Source organism: Actinomadura sp. 1N219, assembly GCF_044326405.1.
Classification (GTDB): Bacteria; Actinomycetota; Actinomycetes; order Streptosporangiales; family Streptosporangiaceae; genus Spirillospora.
On sequence record NZ_JBIRAY010000008.1, the window covers coordinates 168,846 to 185,637 of the forward strand.

Genomic DNA, 16,792 nt, shown 5'->3' on the forward strand with positions numbered 1-16,792 from the left:
GAGGAGACCCGTGCCGCGCAGCCGGGGGGCCCGGGGGGTCGCCCCCCCGATAGGCAAAGGGAGGGTTCAAAGTTCTTTGCTTGGGGGCATCGGCTCGCTCTCTGGTGTGTCGTCTGGGTAATCGGACGCTCGCCGACCGTAGTGTTGCGCAGCGTTGTTGCGAGCCGCAGTGGGACGTCGGGGGGCAGTGCATGGCGGCGGACAAGGGCGAGGGTCTCCGGGCCGAGATCATCGGGGTCACCCCGTTCGGGCGTCCGGTACCGCATCTCGCCGTGGCGGTCGCGCGGGCGGGCGGGGTCGGGGTGCTCGACCTCGGGGCCGACCGCGCGCCGGGGCTCGCCGCGCTCGCGGACGTGCGCCGCTGGTGGACGGGCCCGTTCGGCGTCCGTGTCCCGGCCGGGTGCAGGGTCAGGCCCGCCGAGATCCCGGACGCGGTCGGCACCGTCGTGGTCGACGCCCCGGCGCTGCGGTCGGACGACCCGCTCGACGTCGCCGGGTTCGCGCGGGGCCGGCGCCTCCTCATCGAGGTCGTGGACGCCGACGAGGCCGCCGCCGTCGTGCCCGTGGCCCGTGAGATCGCCGGGGACGTGGGGCTCATCGCGCGGGGCTCCGAGGCGGGCGGACGCGTCGGCGAGCTGACCGCGTTCGTCCTGCTGCAGCGGCTCATGGCCGATCCCTGCGTGGACGCCCCGGTGTACTCGGCGGGCGGGATCGGGACGCACACGGCCGCGGCGGCGGTGGCGGGCGGCGCGGCCGGGGTCGTCCTGGACGTGCAGCTCGCCCTCGTCCGGGAGATGGATCTGCCCGCCGACGTCGCGTCGGCGCTGGCGGCGATGGACGGCGGCGAGACCGCGGTCGTCCACGGGCATCGGGTCTACACGCGCCCTGACCTGCCGGAGATCGACTTGGCCGGGCTCGGCCCGGCGGAGGTCAACGCGCGGCTCGGCGCGACCGGGCTGCGGTCGCGGCTGCTTCCCGTGGGCCAGGACGGTCCGCTGGCCGCGGCGCTGGCCGGGCGGTACAAGACCGCCGGGGGAGTGGTGCAGGCCGTCCGGGACGAGATCGGGTCGCATCTGCGTGCCGCCGTGCGCGCCGGGCCGCTGGCGCCGCGGCCGGAGCCCGTGGTGGTGCAGGGGCCGATGACGCAGGTCAGCGACGGTTCGGCGTTCGCGGCCGCGGTCGCGCAGGACGGCGGCCTGCCGTTCCTCGCGCTCGCCCTGATGGACGGCGACCGGGTCCGGACGCTGCTGCGCGAGACCGCCGACCGGCTCGGCGGACGCCCCTGGGGCGTCGGGATACTCGGGTTCGCGCCGCAGGACGTCCGGGAGGCGCAACTCGCGGCGGTCTGCGAGGCGGCGCCGCCGTACGCGCTGATCGCGGGGGGCCGTCCGGCGCAGGCCGAGCCGCTGGAGGCCGCGGGGATCAGCACGTACCTGCACGTCCCGTCGCCGGACCTGCTGGACAGGTTCCTCGGCGAGGGCGCGCGGAAGTTCGTGTTCGAGGGCCGGGAGTGCGGCGGGCATGTCGGGCCGCGGGCGAGCTTCCCGCTGTGGGACGCGCAGGTCGAGCGGCTGATGGCGTTCGGCGGCGACCCCGCCGAGCTGTCGGTGGTGTTCGCGGGAGGCGTCCATGACGAGCGCTCCGCGGCGATGGTCGCGGCGCTGGCGGGGCCGCTGGCCGAGCGCGGCGCCGACGTCCGCGTGCTGATGGGGACCGCGTACCTGTTCACGTCCGAGGCGGTGGCGGCGGGCGCGATCCTGCCGGGCTTCCAGGACGCGGCGGTCGAGTGCGACGGCACGGCCCTGCTGGAGACGTCACCCGGCCACGCCACCCGCTGCGCCCGGACGCCCTACGTCGACGTCTTCGCCGACACCCGCCGCGAACTGGAGCAGGCCGGGACGCCGCGCCAGGAGGTGTGGCACCGCCTTGAGAAGCTGAACCTCGGGCGGCTGCGCCTCGCCAGCAAGGGCCTGCGGCGATCCACGCCCGTGGAGCCCGCGGTGCAGCGGGCCGAGGGCATGTACATGCTCGGGCAGGTGGCGTCGCTTAGGTGGTCCACGACCAGCGTCGCCGCGTTGCACGAGCAGGTCACGTCCGGTGCGACGGCGTTTCTCGCCGCCCGTGCCGAGGAGGTCGGGATCGCCGCCGCGCGTCCTGCCCCCGCCGCGGCACGGCCCGCGGACGTCGCGATCGTCGGGATCGGCTGCGTCTTCCCCGGCGCCCGCGACACCGACGCCTACTGGGCGAACATCGTCGGCGGGACCGACTCGATCACCGAGGTCACCCGCTGGGACCCGGAGATCTACTACGACCCGTCCGGGGAGGGGAAGACGCCGTCGAAATGGGGCGGGTTCCTGCCGGACGTCCCGTTCGACGCCCTCGCGTACGGCATCCCGCCCAACGCGCTAGGCAGCATCGACCCGATCCAGCTCCTGTCGCTGGAGGTCGCGGCCCGCGCGCTGAAGGACGCCGGATACGCCGACCGCCCGTTCGACCGCGCCCGCACCTCGGTGTTCTTCGGCGCGGACGGCGGCAACGACCTCGGCGCGGCCTACGGGATGCGCGCCGCGCTCCCGTCCTACTTCGGCGAGGTCCCGGCCGGGCTGGACGAGCAGCTCCCGCACCCCACGGAGGACTCGTTCCCCGGCGTCCTCACCAATGTCATCGCCGGGCGGATCGCCAATCGCCTCGACCTCGGCGGCGCCAACTACACCGTCGACGCGGCGTGCGCCGCGTCCCTCGCCGCGCTCGACGCCGCCTGCAAGGACCTCCTCTCCGGCTCCAGCGACATGGTGCTGTGCGGCGGCGCCGACCTGCACAACGGCATCCAGGACTACCTGCTGTTCGCGTCGGTCGGCGCGCTGTCGCCGTCCGGGCGGTGCGCCGCGTTCGACGCGTCCGCGGACGGCATCGCGCTCGGCGAGGGCGTCGCGTGCGTCGTGCTGAAGCGCCTCGCGGACGCCGAGCGCGACGGCGACCGGATCTACGCCGTCGTCAAGTCGGTCGCCGGGTCCAGCGACGGGCGCTCCCTCGGCCTCACCGCCCCCCGCGCCGAAGGGCAGCGCCGCGCGCTCGACCGCGCCTACGAGCAGGCGGGCGTCGCGCCCGCGTCGGTCGGGCTCGTCGAGGCGCACGGCACCGGCACCGAGGTCGGCGACCGGACGGAACTCGCGACATTGCGTTCCGCGTTCGCCGACGCCGCGCCGGGCGGCGTCACGCTCGGGTCGGTCAAGTCGCAGATCGGGCACACCAAGTGCGCGGCCGGGCTCGCCGGTCTCATCAAGACGGCGTACGCCCTGCACACGGGCGTGCTGCCGGGGACGCTGCACCTCGCCCGTCCCAACGCCGAGTGGACGCCGGACGGCCCGTTCGCGTTCAGCGGCGCCGCGCGTCCGTGGGCGGCCCGTCCCGGCGACCGGTACGCGGGGGTGAGCGGCTTCGGGTTCGGCGGTGCGAACTTCCACGCCGTCCTGTCCGGGTACGACGGCGCGCCGGAACCGGTGTCGGGGCTGGCCGAGTGGCCCGCCGAGCTGTTCCTGATCCGCGCGGCCGACCGCGCCGCCGCCCGTGCCGAGATCGACCGCCTCTCCGCCCTGGCGGAGGGCCGGGCCGAGCCCCGGCTCCGCGACCTCGCCCGGACGGCAGCCGCGCTCGAAGGGCCCGTCCAGGTCGCCTTCGTCGCCACCGGGCTGGACGACCTGCGGGGAAAGCTCGCCCTCGCGGCGGAATTCCGTCCGGCGCCCGGTGTTTTTCTGCCGTCGGGTGAGCCGGGGCAGGTCGCGTTCCTTTTTCCCGGGCAGGGCAGCCAGCGTCCGAACATGCTCGCCGACCTGTTCGTCGCGTTCCCGCGCCTGCAGCGCCTCCTCCGCCTGGCCGGCGGACGGTACGCCCCGGCGATGTTCCCGCCGGCCGCGTTCGGCCGCGCCGAGACCCGCCGCCACCAGGCCGAGATCACCGACACCCGCGTCGCGCAGCCCGCCCTCGGCATCGCCGGGCTGGCCGTCCACCGGCTGCTCACCGCGCTCGGCGTCCACCCCGACCTCGCCGCCGGGCACAGCTACGGCGAGCTGGTCGCGCTGTGCGCCGCCGGGGTCGTCGACGACGCCGACATGATCGAGCTGAGCGCCGCCCGCGCGGAGGCGATCCTGTCCGCCGCCGGGGACGACCCGGGCGCGATGGCCGCCGTCGCCGGCTCGCTCCGCGACGTCCGGGAGAGGCTGGCGGGCCTGTCCGGCATCGTCGTCGCCAACCACAACGCGCCTGGCCAGGTCGTCATCTCCGGGACGTCCGAGGGGCTGGAACGCGCCATGCCCGTCCTGTCCGGCGCGGGCTTCGCCGCCCAGCGCCTGCCGGTGGCGTGCGCGTTCCACAGCCCGCTCGTCGCCGCCGCGTCCGCCGACCTGCGCGCCGACCTCCTCCGCCGCGACCTCCGCTCGCCCGCCTTCCCCGTCTGGGCCAACGCCACCGCCGCCCCCTACGACGCCGACCCCGCCGAGCTGGCCGCCACCCTCGCCGGGCAGGTCGCCGCGCCGGTCCGCTTCGTGGAGCAGATCGAGGCGATGTACGACGCGGGCGCCCGCACCTTCGTGGAGGCGGGGCCTGGACGCGTCCTCACCGGCCTCGTCGGCGCCATCCTCGGCGACCGCCCGCACACCGCCGTGAGCTGCGACGCGCCCGGCGAGAACGGCCTGGCGCACCTCCTCCGCACCCTGGCCGAGCTGGCCGCCGCCGGTGTCCCCGTCGACCCGCTGCCCCTCTTCGCCGGACGCGACGCCCGCCCGCTCTCCGCCGCCGCTCCGGGCGTGCCGGGCTGGGTCGTCAACGGGCATCTCGTCCGGACCGCCGACGGCGGCTACCCGGCGGGCGCGCTCCGCCCGGCCGAACGCGTCCCGGGGTTCAGCCCGCGCGGGCCGGAGGACGCCGTCCTGGAGTACCTGCGCGCCGGGCGCGAGATGATCGCGGCGCAGCGGGAGGTGGTCCTCCGCCATCTCGGCGCGACGCCGCCGCCCCTGCCCGAGGCCCCCGCGCCCGAGGCCCCCGCGACCGCGCCCGCCGTGCCCGAGGCTCCCGTGCCCGCGCCTCGGTCCGTCCTGCCGGGGGAGACCGTCCCGGACGAGGCGCCCCGCGACGTCCACGCCACCGTCCTCGCGGTGATCAGCGCCCGCACCGGCTACCCCGAGACGATGCTGGACGCGGCCCTGAACCTGGAGGCCGACCTCTCCATCGACTCCATCAAACGCGCGGTCATCCTCGGCGACCTCGCAGACCACCTCGGCCTCACCGCTCCCGAGCGGCTCGGGGACGTCACCACCATCGGCGACCTCGTCACTTCCGTCCGCGCCCACGTCGACGGCGCCGCGCCGCAGGCCGTCGTCCCGCCCCAGGCCGGTCCCGCGCAAGAGGTTCCCGTGGGCGCGCAGGAGGTGTCCGCCGCCGTGCAGGTGCAGTCCGCGAGCGCGCCAGCCCGGCCGCCGGTGGAGGAATTCATCTCGGCGTCCGCCGACCGGCAGGTGTGGCCGCGCGTCGGGAACGGGACGTGGGGCCAGAGCGGCGACGTGCCGCGGGACGCCCAGATCGTGCGGCACGTCCTGCGGGTCGTGGACCTGGACGCGCTGCCGGTCCCGCCCGAGTCCGGGACGGTGTTCGCCGGACGCCGCTTCCAGATCGTGGACGACGGATGCGGCATCGCCCTGGAACTCGCCGACATGCTCGAACGCCTCGGAGCGCAGGTGCGGACCCCGCGCGAGGTCGACGACGCCTGCGACGGCCTGATCCACTTGGCGGCGCTGCGGCCGGGCGCGACGGGCGTGCTGCCCGGCGCGTACGAAGGCATCCGGTACGCGCTGGCGGGCGGGCTGCGCTGGCTCGTCCTCGCGGGCGGGGCCGGTGGGACGTTCGGACGCCGCTTCGACGGGCGCGGCGGCATCGGAGACCCGGCGCCCGGCGCGGGGCTGCGGGGCCTGGCGCGGACGGTCGCCCAGGAATACCCCGAAGTGCTCGTACGCGCGCTGGACGTCGACACCAAGGACACCCCGAGAACCATCGCGCAGCGCGTCCTGGCGGAACTGCTCAACGCCGACGAGCCGGTCGTCGTCGGCCACGAGGGCGGTCTGCGGCGCGGCCTGACCGTCGTCCCGGCCGAGCTGGACGGCACCCCCGAAGCCCCCCTCGGCCAGGACGCACCGGTCGGCCCGGACGGCGTCGTGCTGCTCACCGGCGGCGCGCGGGGGATCACCGCCCGGGTGGCCCTGGAACTGGCCCGGACGAGCGGCTGCCACATAGAGATCATGGGACGCACCCCGGAGCCGGACGCCGAGCCCGCGTCCCCGGACGCCCCCGACGAGGCCGGGCTCCGCCGCGCGCTCGTGGCCCGGGGAGGGCTGCGACCTGCGGAGATCGAGGCGGCGATCCGGACGATCCTGGCGGAGCGGGAGATCCGCCAGAACCTGGAGGCGTTGCGGGAGCACGCGGCGTCCGTCCGGTACCACGCGGGGGACGTCCGCGACCCGGACGCCGTGCAGGACGTCGTTGACAGCGTCTACGCATGGCATGGACGCCTCGACGGCGTCGTCCACGGCGCCGGGATCGTCGAGGACCGCCTCGTCCGCGACAAGTCGCCCGAGTCGTTCGAGCGGGTCTACCGCACGAAGGTGGACGGCGCGTCCGCCCTCGCCCATGCCGTCCAGCCCGACATCGGGTTCTTCGTTGTCTTCGGCAGCATCGCGGGCGTCTACGGCAACCGCGGGCAGGCCGACTACGCGGCGGCGAACGACGCGTGCGACACGCTGGCCAACGTCTGGCGGACGCGGCTCCACGGCCGGGTGCTCGTCGCCGACTGGGGGCCGTGGGCGGGCGGCGGAATGGTCACGCCGGAGCTGGCCGAGGAGTACGCGCGGCGCGGCACCGGCCTGATCGACCCGGACGCGGGCGCGGCGGCCCTGCTGCGGGAGATCGCGCACGGCGACGAGACGCAGGTCGTGTTCACCGGGACCGTCCGGTGAGCCCCGCCCGGGAGCCGATCGCGATCGTCGGCGCCGGGGCGGTGTTCCCCGGCGCGGGATCGGCGGCCGAGCTGTGGCGCAACGTCCTGGCCGGGGTCGACGCGATCACCGACGTCCCGTCCGGGCGCTGGGACCCCGCGCTCTACTACGACGCCGGCGCGTACGAGCGGGCGCCGGAGAGCGACCGGTTCTACTGCAGGCGGGGCGGGTTCGTCGACGAGCTGGCCACGTTCGACCCGGTGCGGTTCGGGATCATGCCCGCCGCGGTGCCGGGCATGGAGCCCGACCAGCTGCTCGCGCTGCGCGCGGCGGGCGACGCGATCGCGGACGCGGGCGGCGACGACCGCCTCCCCGACCGGTCGAAGATCGGCGTGGTCATCGGGCGCGGCGGCTACATCACGCCCGGCGTCGCGCGCTTCGACCAGCGGGTGCGGACGTCCCACCAGGTCGCCGGGGTCCTCGCCGAGCTGGTCCCGGAGCTCGGGAAGCAGCGGCTGGACGAGATCCGCCGGGCGTTCTGCGACCGGCTCGGCCCGGACGGCCCCGACGCCTCGGTCGGGCTCGTCCCGAGCTTCGCCGCGTCCCGCATCGCCAACCGGTTCGACCTGAGCGGCCCCGCCTACACGCTGGACGCGGCGTGCGCGTCCTCGCTGCTGGCGGTCGAGCACGCCGTCCGCGCGCTGCGCAGCGGAGAGGCCGACGCGATGCTCGCCGGGGCCGTGCACCACGCCCACCACGCCACCGTCTGGAGTGTTTTCAGCCAGTTGCGGGCGCTGAGCCCGAGCGAGACGATCCGGCCGTTCGACCGGTCCGCGGACGGCACGCTCCTGGCGGAGGGGACCGGGATCGTCCTGCTCAAGCGGCTGCAGGACGCCGAGCGGGACGGCGACCGGGTCCACGCGGTCATCCTCGGCGCCGGGTCGTCCAGCGACGGCCGCGCGTCGAGCATCATGAGCCCGCTCGTGGACGGGCAGGTCCTCGCGGTCGAGCGCGCCTGGCGGGACGCGGGCCTCGACCCGGCGGAGCCCGGGGCGGTCGGGCTGGTCGAGGCGCACGGCACCGCGACCCCGGCGGGCGACGAGGCGGAGCTGGCGACGCTGCGCCGGGTCTTCGGGACGGGCGGCCCGCCGATCGGGCTCGGCACCGTCAAGTCGATGATCGGGCACGCGATGCCCGCCGCCGGGATCGCCGGGCTGATCAAGGCGGCGTGCGCGCTGCGCGACGGCGTCCTGCCGCCGACGCTCCACGTGGACGACCCGCACCCGGCGCTTGAGAACAGCAGGCTCCGGCTCGTGCGGGAGGCCGCCGAGTGGGAGCGGCACGACGGCCCGCGCCGGGCGGTGGTCAACGCGTTCGGGTTCGGGGGCGCGAACGCGCACGTGATCCTGGAGGAGCCGCCGCCGAGCGGCGTCCGGCGGGCACGGCGGCGGAGGCTCGACACGCCACAGTCGGACGAACGCGTCCTCAAGCTGGCCGCTCACACGCCCGAAGAACTGGCCGCCGCCCTAGCCGAGCCCGACGAGAAACTTCTGGCGCGGGTGTCGGAGCAGGAGCCGGAGGACGTCCCCGACCTTCCGTGCCGCCTCGCCCTGGTCGCCCCCACGCCGCGCAGGCTCGACCTGGCGCGAGCGGTCGTCCAGCGAGGGACGCCCTGGCGAGGCCGTAGCGACGTGTGGTTCGCACCTCGTCCGCTGCTCGCCGAAGGCGGACGGCTGGCCTTCCTGTTTCCCGGATTCGAGCCCGCGTTCGACCCCCGCGTGGACGACGTCGCCGAGCACTTCGGGCTGCCGAGACCCGCGCTCACCGGCCGCTCCGACCTGCTCGGACACGCCGCCGACGTCATCGGCGTGGGCCGCCTGCTGGCCGCCGCGCTCGCCGGGCTCGGCATCGAACCGGACGTCGCGGCGGGCCACAGCCTCGGCGAATGGACGGCGATGATCGCCACCGGCAGGTACGACGCGGACGCGGTCGAGGAGTTCATCCGGACGCTCGACGGCGAAGGGCTGGACGTCCCCGACGCCGTGTACGGGGCGCTCGGCTGCGGCGCCGCCCAGGCCCGCGACGCCGTCGCCGGACGTTCCGGTGTTTTCGTCAGCCACGACAACTGCCCGCACCAGTCGGTGATCTGCGGCCCGGCGGACGAGGTCCGCGACATCCTGGCGAGGCTGGCGTCCGAAGGCGTCCTCGGGCAGGAGCTGCCGTTCAGGTCCGGCTTCCACACGCCGCTGGCGCAGGCTTACGAGAAACAGGTGCAACACCTGTTCGACGCGCTGCCGATCCACGATTCCCGCGTGCCGCTGTGGTCGGCCACGACGGCCGCGCCGTACCCGCGGACGCCCGCCGACGTGCGCGAACTCGTCGTCCGGCACCTGCTCGAACCCGTCCGGTTCAGCGACCTGATCGAGGAGCTCTACGCGACGGCCCACGTGCGGGTGTTCGTGCAGGTCGGGCCCGGAAGCCTCACGGGGTTCGTCGGCGACGCGCTGGGGGAGCGCGAGCACCTCGCCATGGCCGTCAACACCCCGAAGCGGGACGGGATGGCCCAGCTCCGCCGTGTCGCCGCCGCGCTGTGGGCCGAAGGGTACGGCGCGTCCCCGCCGCCCCCGACCGCGACGGGCCTGCGGCTCGACCTCGGCACGCCGCTGGTCAGGCTGGACGGCGCCGTCCCACCCATCCGGCTCGCGTCCGGGGTCCCGCCGCTTCCGGCCGACGACCCCGTCCTGGCCGAGCTGGAGGCGCTGCTCGACGATGCGGCGACCGGGGCGCGGACCGTCGTGGAGGCCCTCGGCGCCAGACCGGCGCCCGGCGCCCCGATCGAGGACGCCCCCGCCCAAGACGACCAGGCCGACGCCCCGCCGCCCGAGCGACCGCGAGCCCCGCAACCCGCGAGCCCGCACTTCAGCGAAAGCGAAGCAGAGGGCGACGACGGGCAGGGCGAGGACGGGCAGGCCGGAGAAGAGCCGTCCGGTGAAGAGTCGTCCGGCGGCGGGCGGCCTGGCGCGGACGCTCCGTCGGTGGCCGCGGAGCTGGTCGTTTCGCGTGTCTTCTCGCTCGACGCGATGCCGTACCTGGCCGACCACTGCGTGTTCCCGCAGGCCCCGGGCTGGCCCGACATGTCGGACCGGTTCCCGATCGTCCCGCTGGCCACGCTGCTGGAGGTCCTGGCCGACACGGCACGGGAACTCCTGCCCGGCCTGGTGGTCATCGGATTCGAGAACGTCCGCGCCGTCCGCTGGATCGTGGCCGCCCCGCCCACCACCGCCGAGATCCGCGCCTACCTCGTCGAGGAGCGCGACCGCCCGCGCAAGGTGAAGGTCGTCATCCAGGGCCACGCGGACGGGACCGTCCTGCTGGCCGACGGCTACCCGCCCCCACCCGCGCCGGACGCCACGCCGCTGACCATCGAAGGCCCGCCCATAGTCACAGCGGACCGGCTGTACGAGGAACGCTGGATGTTCCACGGCCCGCTCTTCCGCGGCATCACCGAGATCACGGCCCTCGCAGAGGACGGTGTGCGCGCCGTACTGAAGTCCTCGCATACGCCCGGCGCGCTCCTGGACAGCGCAGGTCAGCTATGCGGCCACTGGATCCAGGTGTACGGCGACACCAACCAGATGGTGTTCCCGGTAGGGATCGAACGGGTCTCCCTGTACGGTCCGTTGCCGCCCGAAGGCGAACACCTGGTGACGACCATCTGGAACCAGTCCCTGACCGACACGACCATGCGCTGCTCGGCCGAACTGGTCCGTGAGAACGGAACGGTATGGGCGCGCATCGACGCCTGGACGACGCACCGCTTCTACACCGACGAGGCTCTCTGGCGGATGAAATTCACCGCCGAAGTATCGGGAACGGGTGAACCGCAGCCGGGCGGCTGGTGCCTGGCCCGCAAACGCTGGGACGGCACAGCCTCACGCGACCTCCTCATGCGCCAGTACCTGTGCGCCAGCGAACGCGCTGAGTACGAAGCCCTCCCGCCGTTCGCGCAGGGGCCTTGGCTACTAGGACGTATCGCAGCGAAGGACGCCGTCCGGGACCACCTCTGGCGGAACGGCCACGGCCCCCTTTTCCCAGCGGAACTCACCGTCCACGACGGGCCGACCGTGACGGGCCCATTCGACGAGCCATTCACCATCTCCATCACCTCCGACACCGAATTGGGCGTGGCGCTGGTCAGACCAGGCCGGGAACCAGCCGGCATCGGTCTCGCCCAGAACGAGAGGGACGGACGCGTCCGCGCGGCCAAGGAGGCGGTGCTGCGCTCGATGACCCCCGCATCGGAACACCCGGCAGAACATTCGGCAGAACATTCGGCAGAACGTTCGGACCATCCGGAACGTCCGGTGGAACTGGTCGTGACCGTCGCCGACGCCGAGCGGCTCCTCATCGCCGCGGACGGCACGGTCACCACCGTGGAAACACGCGAAATCGAAGGACACGTCGTGGCCTGGACGGTCGCGGCCGGCGGAGCGGACATGGAGGAATCCCGCACATGAGCGACGACGTAAGGTCCGAGGTCGTCCGGATGCTGATCGACGTGGTGGGGGAGGACTTCCTGCTCGATGTGGAGATCGGCCCCGGGACCACGTTCGGCGACGACCTCGGCCTGGAGAGCATCGAGTTCGTCGCGCTGGTCGACCGGCTCCGCGCCCGCTACGGCGACCGCGTCGACTTCCCCGCGTTCATCGCCGGCCTGGACCTCGACCAGCTCATGAACCTGACCGTCGGCGACGTCGTGGACCACATCGCCGCCCAGGAGCGGGCGCATGCCTGAGGTGACCGCGCGCGGTCTCCGGTTCCACGTCCAGGAATGCGGGACGGGCCCGCCCGTCGTGGTGTTCGTCCACGGCCTCGCCATCGACAACCTGTCCAGCTTCTACTACACGCTGGCCTCGCCGGTGGCCGAGGCCGGGGCCCGGTGCGTCCTGTACGACCTGCGCGGGCACGGCCTCACCGAGCGCCCGCCGACCGGATACAGCGTGCCCGACGCGGTCGCGGACCTCTTCGCCGTCCTCGACGCCCTGGGCCACGACCGCGTCCATCTCGTCGCCTACAGCTTCGGCGGCGCCGTCGCGCTTAACGCCGCCCTCGCGCACCCCGGCCGGGTGGCGGGGCTCGTCCTCATCGACGCGCACGGCCCGGGCGACGGGTCCGACTGGAACCGGGGCCTCCTCAACAGGCTGGCGCAGTCGGCGCTCAAGCTGGAATACGAGCGGATCGCCGACCAGCTCCTCGCCTTCGGCGAGCGCCGCATGAGCCGCGCGGCCGCGGCCGCCGACGCGCTCCTCAACGGCACGACCGTCCTGGACGACCTCGCCGCCATGCCCCCCGTCCGTCCCGCGGCGCTCGCCACCGTGCCGTGCCCCGTCCTGGCGGTCTACGGCCAGCACTCGGACGTGGCGGACGCCGGGCGGCTGCTCCTCCACCACGTCCCGAACTGCACGCTGCACACCCTGACCGGCTACTCCCACTTCATGCTCCCAACCGGAACGGCCGAGATCCTGGAGGTCCTGTTGCCCTGGCTCGCCCACCACGCCGGCACGCGGGTGCCCGCCGGAGCCGTCCGATGAAGGCCCGCCGCCGCACCGTCCCGTCCCTGCTCGACGACCCCAGGATCAGGCGCGCGAAAACACCGGAACGGCGGTTCCTGTTCGCCGTCCCGCCGCTGGCCGGGCACGTCAACCCGCCCGCCGCGGTCGCGGCCGAGCTCGCCCGCCGCGGCCACAAGGTCGCCTGGACGGGCCACCGCCCGTCCATCGAGCCGCTGCTGCGCCCCGGCTCCCGCGTCATCGGCTCCGTGGGGGACGACTTCGGGAGGCGCCTGCCCGACATCTGGAACGACTGGCAGGGGCTGCGGCGCCTGGCGGCCCTCCGCTTCATGTGGGAGGAGTTCGTCGTCCCGCTCGGCCACGCGATGCTGCCCGGCGTCGAGAAGGCGATCGACCGTTTCCGCCCGGACGTGGTGGTCGCCGACCAGCTCGTCCTCGCCGCCCCGGTCGCGGCCCGCCGCCGCGAGATCCCGTGGGCGACGTCGGCGTCGACGTCCGCGGAGTTCACCCGCCCGCTCGCCGACATGCCGAAGGTGGAGGAGTGGATCCGCGAGCGGATCGCGGAGTTCCAGCTCGACCACGGCATCGAGGACCTGCTCGACCTGCGCTTCTCCGACCACCTCGTGCTCATCTTCTCGACCGGCGCGCTGATCGGCGACATCTCGTTCTTCCCCGGCCATTTCGCCTTCGTCGGCCCTGCCCTCGGCCGTTCCGCGCCCGGCCCGTTCCCGTGGGACTGGCTGGACGGACGCCCCGCCGCGCTCGTCTCCCTCGGCACGCTGAACGGCCCGTCCGGCGAACGGTTCTTCCGGGTCGCCGCCGACGCCGTCCGCGACCTGGACGCCCAGGCGATCTTCGTGGCGCCGCCGGGCGTCGTGGCGGACCCGCCGCCGAACGTGCTCGTCCGCGCGCAGGTCCCGCAGCTCAAGCTGCTCGAACGGCTCTCCGCCGTCGTCTGCCACGGCGGCCACAACACCGTCTGCGAGTCCCTCTCCCAGGGGCTCCCGCTGGTGGTGGCCCCCATCCGGGACGACCAGTCGGTCATCGCCCGGCAGGTGGAGGCCGCCGGGGCGGGTGTTTCCGTCCGTTTCAGCCGCGTCCGCCCGGACGAGTTCAGGACGGCCCTCGCCACCGTCCTCGCGGACGGCCCGCACCGCGCCGCCGCCGAACGGGTCCGCGAGTCCTTCGCCGCAGCCGGAGGCGCCGCCGAGGCAGCCGACCGGCTGGAGAAGCTCGCGTGATCAAGGAGGAGTTCCAGTGGATGACCCGCCTGTTTGAACGCGTATTCGGCAAACCACCGGCAACGACCCGCTACGTCCTGGGGACCCTGCCACTCCTCGACGGCCTGGACGTCCCGCTCCCCTGGGGCAGCGCAGTAGCCGCGGGCCGCTCGGACGACGGCACCACGTCCCTCTTCTCGATGAACCACCACGACCACGGCGTCGTGACACCGTCCACCGCACCCGACTGGGCCCGGGACAGCCTGAAGGCCATGACCGCGCCCCCAGGAATTCACCTAGTGGTGAACCGCGAACTACCAGCGGATATGGGCCTGCTCACCGGAGCCGAGACGACCGACGCCACGACCCGAGCACTACAAGACCTCCAAGACGGCACCACCGCCCCGACGACGGCCGCACCGGCACGAGGGACATGCGACCTGACCGGAACGGACCTGCGCCTCCTGCTGATCGACGTAGGAACCCGCAGCCAGGCCACCGTCCAACCCACCGCCCCCGAGACCGCCAAACGAGCCGCCGCCGCCCTAGCGGACCGCCCGTCCGACCTCGGCCCGCTCCTAACGGACGCTCACACCCCCGGCAACCCGACCCACGACGAGACCTTGAAGGCGGCCCTGGACGCCGGTGCCCTAGGCGGCCGGACGATAGGCACCTGCGTCGCGACGCTGGCCCCCGCGCCCGCCGTCCCCGCCATCCGCAAGCAGGTCACAGCCCGCCTGGCACCCAACCTCCCCCGCCCGCCCCGCTACCTGACGGCGGGTTGAGACGTCGACCCCGGCCGGTGCGTTCGGAGCTGGAAGGACCGCAAGACCATCGCCATCTCCATCGCGCTCAGGGTCACGCCGAGCGTGACGTGAGCGGCGACCGAGCCCTCCACGCCCAGGGCGGCCTGGACGAAGGTGAACACCAGGACGGCGATCGCCCCCGGCAGCGGCCACTTCAGGGAGCGGTTGCGACGCCACACCAGGACGGCGAGCACGACCTGGACGATCACCAGGAACTCCACCACGAACGCGCTCACCTGATGCGGATCGATCGAATTCACATCGCCGTTCAGGAACATCCCGGCCGTCAAGCCCTGCGACAGGGTCCCGAGCAGGCTGAGAACCGCCACGGCCCGCAAAAGCGCGACCACCGTCCCGCCCTCCGCGGCCCCGGAAGAGGTGTCGTGCATCGAAGTCCCCATTTCTCTCGGCTACTCGGCTGCCGCCTCGCCTGAAGACGAAATGGCTCGGTGGTTTGTGACACCCACAGCCCAGGTGCGAGCTACGCGGAGGGACGGCCCCCTCCAACCGCCCCTCCGCGTGGTCTTCACGAGTTGAGAACGGCGAAGACGACCTTGCCGACGTCCCCGGCCAGCGGGCGCGCGCCCCAGCACCGGGTGAACTGCTCCACGACGAACAGGCCCCGGCCCGACTCGCCGTTGACGTCCGCGCTCACGATGCGCGGCATGACGCAGACCGAGGTCCTGAACCTCCACCCACACCACGCCCCGCTCGGTGCGGCCGATGCGGAAGATCACCTCGTCCTCGGCCTTGGTCGCGTACCGGAGCGCGTTGGTGACCAGCTCACTCGCGATCAGGCACGGGACGAAGTCGTCCACGCCCCACCCGCCCGTCACCAGCCGCACGAACGTCCGCACCTCCGCCACCGCCCGCAGATCCCGCTTGACCACCATCTCGCTCTGCACCGCCTCGCCCATGATGTCTCCTCACTCTGTGTGGCGTTCACCACACATTCAGCCACTTCCTGGGTTACGATGCGCTTACCAGCCATAACTGGAGGTGATCGGGAAGTCTCTGGCGAAGGCTGGTAATTACCCCCGGAGAGGTAGGCAGCAATGCCCCCGCGACGACAACACCCCCGAGAAGCACCCGCCCTCGTCGCCTTCGGCCGCCAAATGCGCAGGCTGCGCGAGGCGAAGGGCGTCAAGCAGGAGACCATCGCGCACCTGACGAAAATGAGCGGCGCACAGGTAAGCCGAATCGAGAATGGAAAGCGGCGCGCCTCCCGAACCTTCGTCCAACTCATCGACGATCACTTGGAGGCTGGTGGCTCGCTCCTCAGCCTGTGGGAGGACCTGAACAAGGACGGCCGCCCGGTGCCGATCTGGTTCGACTGGCCGGAGGTCGAGGCGGACGCGGCGATGCTGGTCACGTGGCAGCATTCCGTGATCCCCGGCCTGGTGCAGACTCCGGCGTACGCACTGGCGATCCTGCACAACAACCAAGCGGCTGCCGACGCGCGGATCGCCCGCCAAGCCATCCTCACCAAGGCACCCGAGGACGACGAGGGGTCCGTACCGACCTACGTGATCCTGCTCAATGAACACGCGCTCGTGAACCCCGTCGGCACGGCCGAGACCATGAGGGAACAGCTGGAGCACCTCATCGAGATGAGCATGTTGCCCAACGTCACGGTTCAAGTAGTGTTGGGAAGTGGCGAGCACGACGGCAACACGGGTGCGTTCGTGATTGCGACGATGGATGATCGAAGCGAGGTCGCTTATATCGAGACGGCCGTACGCCCAATCACGACAGACGACCCCGCAGATCTGTCCGTCCTGGCGAAAACCCTCGTTGCCCTCCGCTCGCAGGCACTCACGGTACAGATGACGCGCGAGTTGATCAGAAAGGTGGTCCAGGAGAAATGGACCTGAGGAACGCCAAGTGGCGTAAGAGCAGCCACAGCGCATCCAACGGCGGCGACTGCGTGGAACTGGCCTTGCTTCCCAGCACAGTGGCCGTGCGGGACAGCAAGGACCCGAACGGGCCCGTCCTGCTGGTGACCCGGACCGCCCTCCGCACGGCCATCCAGTCCGCCGCCGAGACGCACTGATCGTCCAGCTCAGAACCACCCCGGCAGTACCCATTCGTTGAGTCGCGGCGGTCGTCCTACCCTCGGCACGGCACGGACGACCCGCCGCACACCACCTGCCGCCTATCCACCTACCTCAAAGGCAACCCCCGCCAAGCGAACGCGCCCAATGACAGCGTCAGCC

10 protein-coding genes are annotated in these 16,792 nt (G+C 73.4%); 8 read left to right on the forward strand and 2 right to left on the reverse strand.

Annotation, left to right across the window (positions count from 1 at the left end):
• Positions 1-191: 191 nt before the first annotated feature.
• Genes ACH35V_RS24425 through ACH35V_RS24450 form a run of 6 tightly spaced genes read left to right on the forward strand, consistent with a single transcriptional unit; the run spans position 192 to position 14,555 of the window.
• The gene (locus ACH35V_RS24425) at positions 192-7,001 is read left to right on the forward strand and encodes an SDR family NAD(P)-dependent oxidoreductase (RefSeq protein ID WP_395975288.1); all 6,810 of its coding nucleotides are present in this window, start codon (positions 192-194) and stop codon (positions 6,999-7,001) included.
• Positions 6,998-11,497 (forward strand): beta-ketoacyl synthase N-terminal-like domain-containing protein, encoded by a 4,500-nt coding sequence (locus ACH35V_RS24430; RefSeq protein ID WP_395975289.1) that lies wholly within the window; start codon positions 6,998-7,000, stop codon positions 11,495-11,497. The genes ACH35V_RS24425 and ACH35V_RS24430 overlap by 4 nt, the downstream gene beginning before the upstream one ends.
• Complete coding sequence (locus tag ACH35V_RS24435; RefSeq protein WP_395975290.1) at positions 11,494-11,775, forward strand: acyl carrier protein; 282 nt, start codon at positions 11,494-11,496, stop codon at positions 11,773-11,775. The genes ACH35V_RS24430 and ACH35V_RS24435 overlap by 4 nt, the downstream gene beginning before the upstream one ends.
• Positions 11,768-12,571 carry an alpha/beta fold hydrolase gene (locus tag ACH35V_RS24440; RefSeq protein WP_395975291.1) on the forward strand — a complete coding sequence of 268 codons (804 nt, stop codon included), beginning with the start codon at positions 11,768-11,770 and terminating at the stop codon, positions 12,569-12,571. The genes ACH35V_RS24435 and ACH35V_RS24440 overlap by 8 nt, the downstream gene beginning before the upstream one ends.
• The gene (locus tag ACH35V_RS24445) at positions 12,568-13,791 is read left to right on the forward strand and encodes a glycosyltransferase (protein ID WP_395975292.1); all 1,224 of its coding nucleotides are present in this window, start codon (positions 12,568-12,570) and stop codon (positions 13,789-13,791) included. The genes ACH35V_RS24440 and ACH35V_RS24445 overlap by 4 nt, the downstream gene beginning before the upstream one ends.
• The gene (locus tag ACH35V_RS24450) at positions 13,788-14,555 is read left to right on the forward strand and encodes a hypothetical protein (protein ID WP_395975293.1); all 768 of its coding nucleotides are present in this window, start codon (positions 13,788-13,790) and stop codon (positions 14,553-14,555) included. Before ACH35V_RS24445 ends, ACH35V_RS24450 begins: the two co-directional genes overlap by 4 nt.
• Here the strand turns inward: ACH35V_RS24450 and ACH35V_RS24455 are convergent.
• Positions 14,537-14,965: a hypothetical protein gene (locus ACH35V_RS24455; protein ID WP_395975294.1), complete on the reverse strand. Its 429-nt coding sequence runs from the start codon at positions 14,963-14,965 to the stop codon at positions 14,537-14,539. The two genes, ACH35V_RS24450 and ACH35V_RS24455, sit on opposite strands and share 19 nt — an antisense overlap.
• Before the next feature lie 137 nt (positions 14,966-15,102).
• Positions 15,103-15,243, reverse strand: coding sequence for a hypothetical protein (locus ACH35V_RS24460; RefSeq protein WP_395975295.1), 141 nt, complete (start codon positions 15,241-15,243; stop codon positions 15,103-15,105).
• A 388-nt stretch (positions 15,244-15,631) separates the two neighbouring features.
• Here ACH35V_RS24460 and ACH35V_RS24465 point away from each other — a divergent pair, with 388 nt between their 5' ends.
• On the forward strand, positions 15,632-16,450 hold the full coding sequence (locus tag ACH35V_RS24465; RefSeq protein ID WP_395975296.1) for a helix-turn-helix domain-containing protein: 819 nt from the start codon (positions 15,632-15,634) through the stop codon (positions 16,448-16,450).
• A complete protein-coding gene (locus ACH35V_RS24470; RefSeq protein WP_395975297.1) occupies positions 16,441-16,629 on the forward strand; it encodes a DUF397 domain-containing protein in 189 nt (62 codons plus the stop codon). Before ACH35V_RS24465 ends, ACH35V_RS24470 begins: the two co-directional genes overlap by 10 nt.
• Positions 16,630-16,792 lie beyond the last annotated feature (163 nt).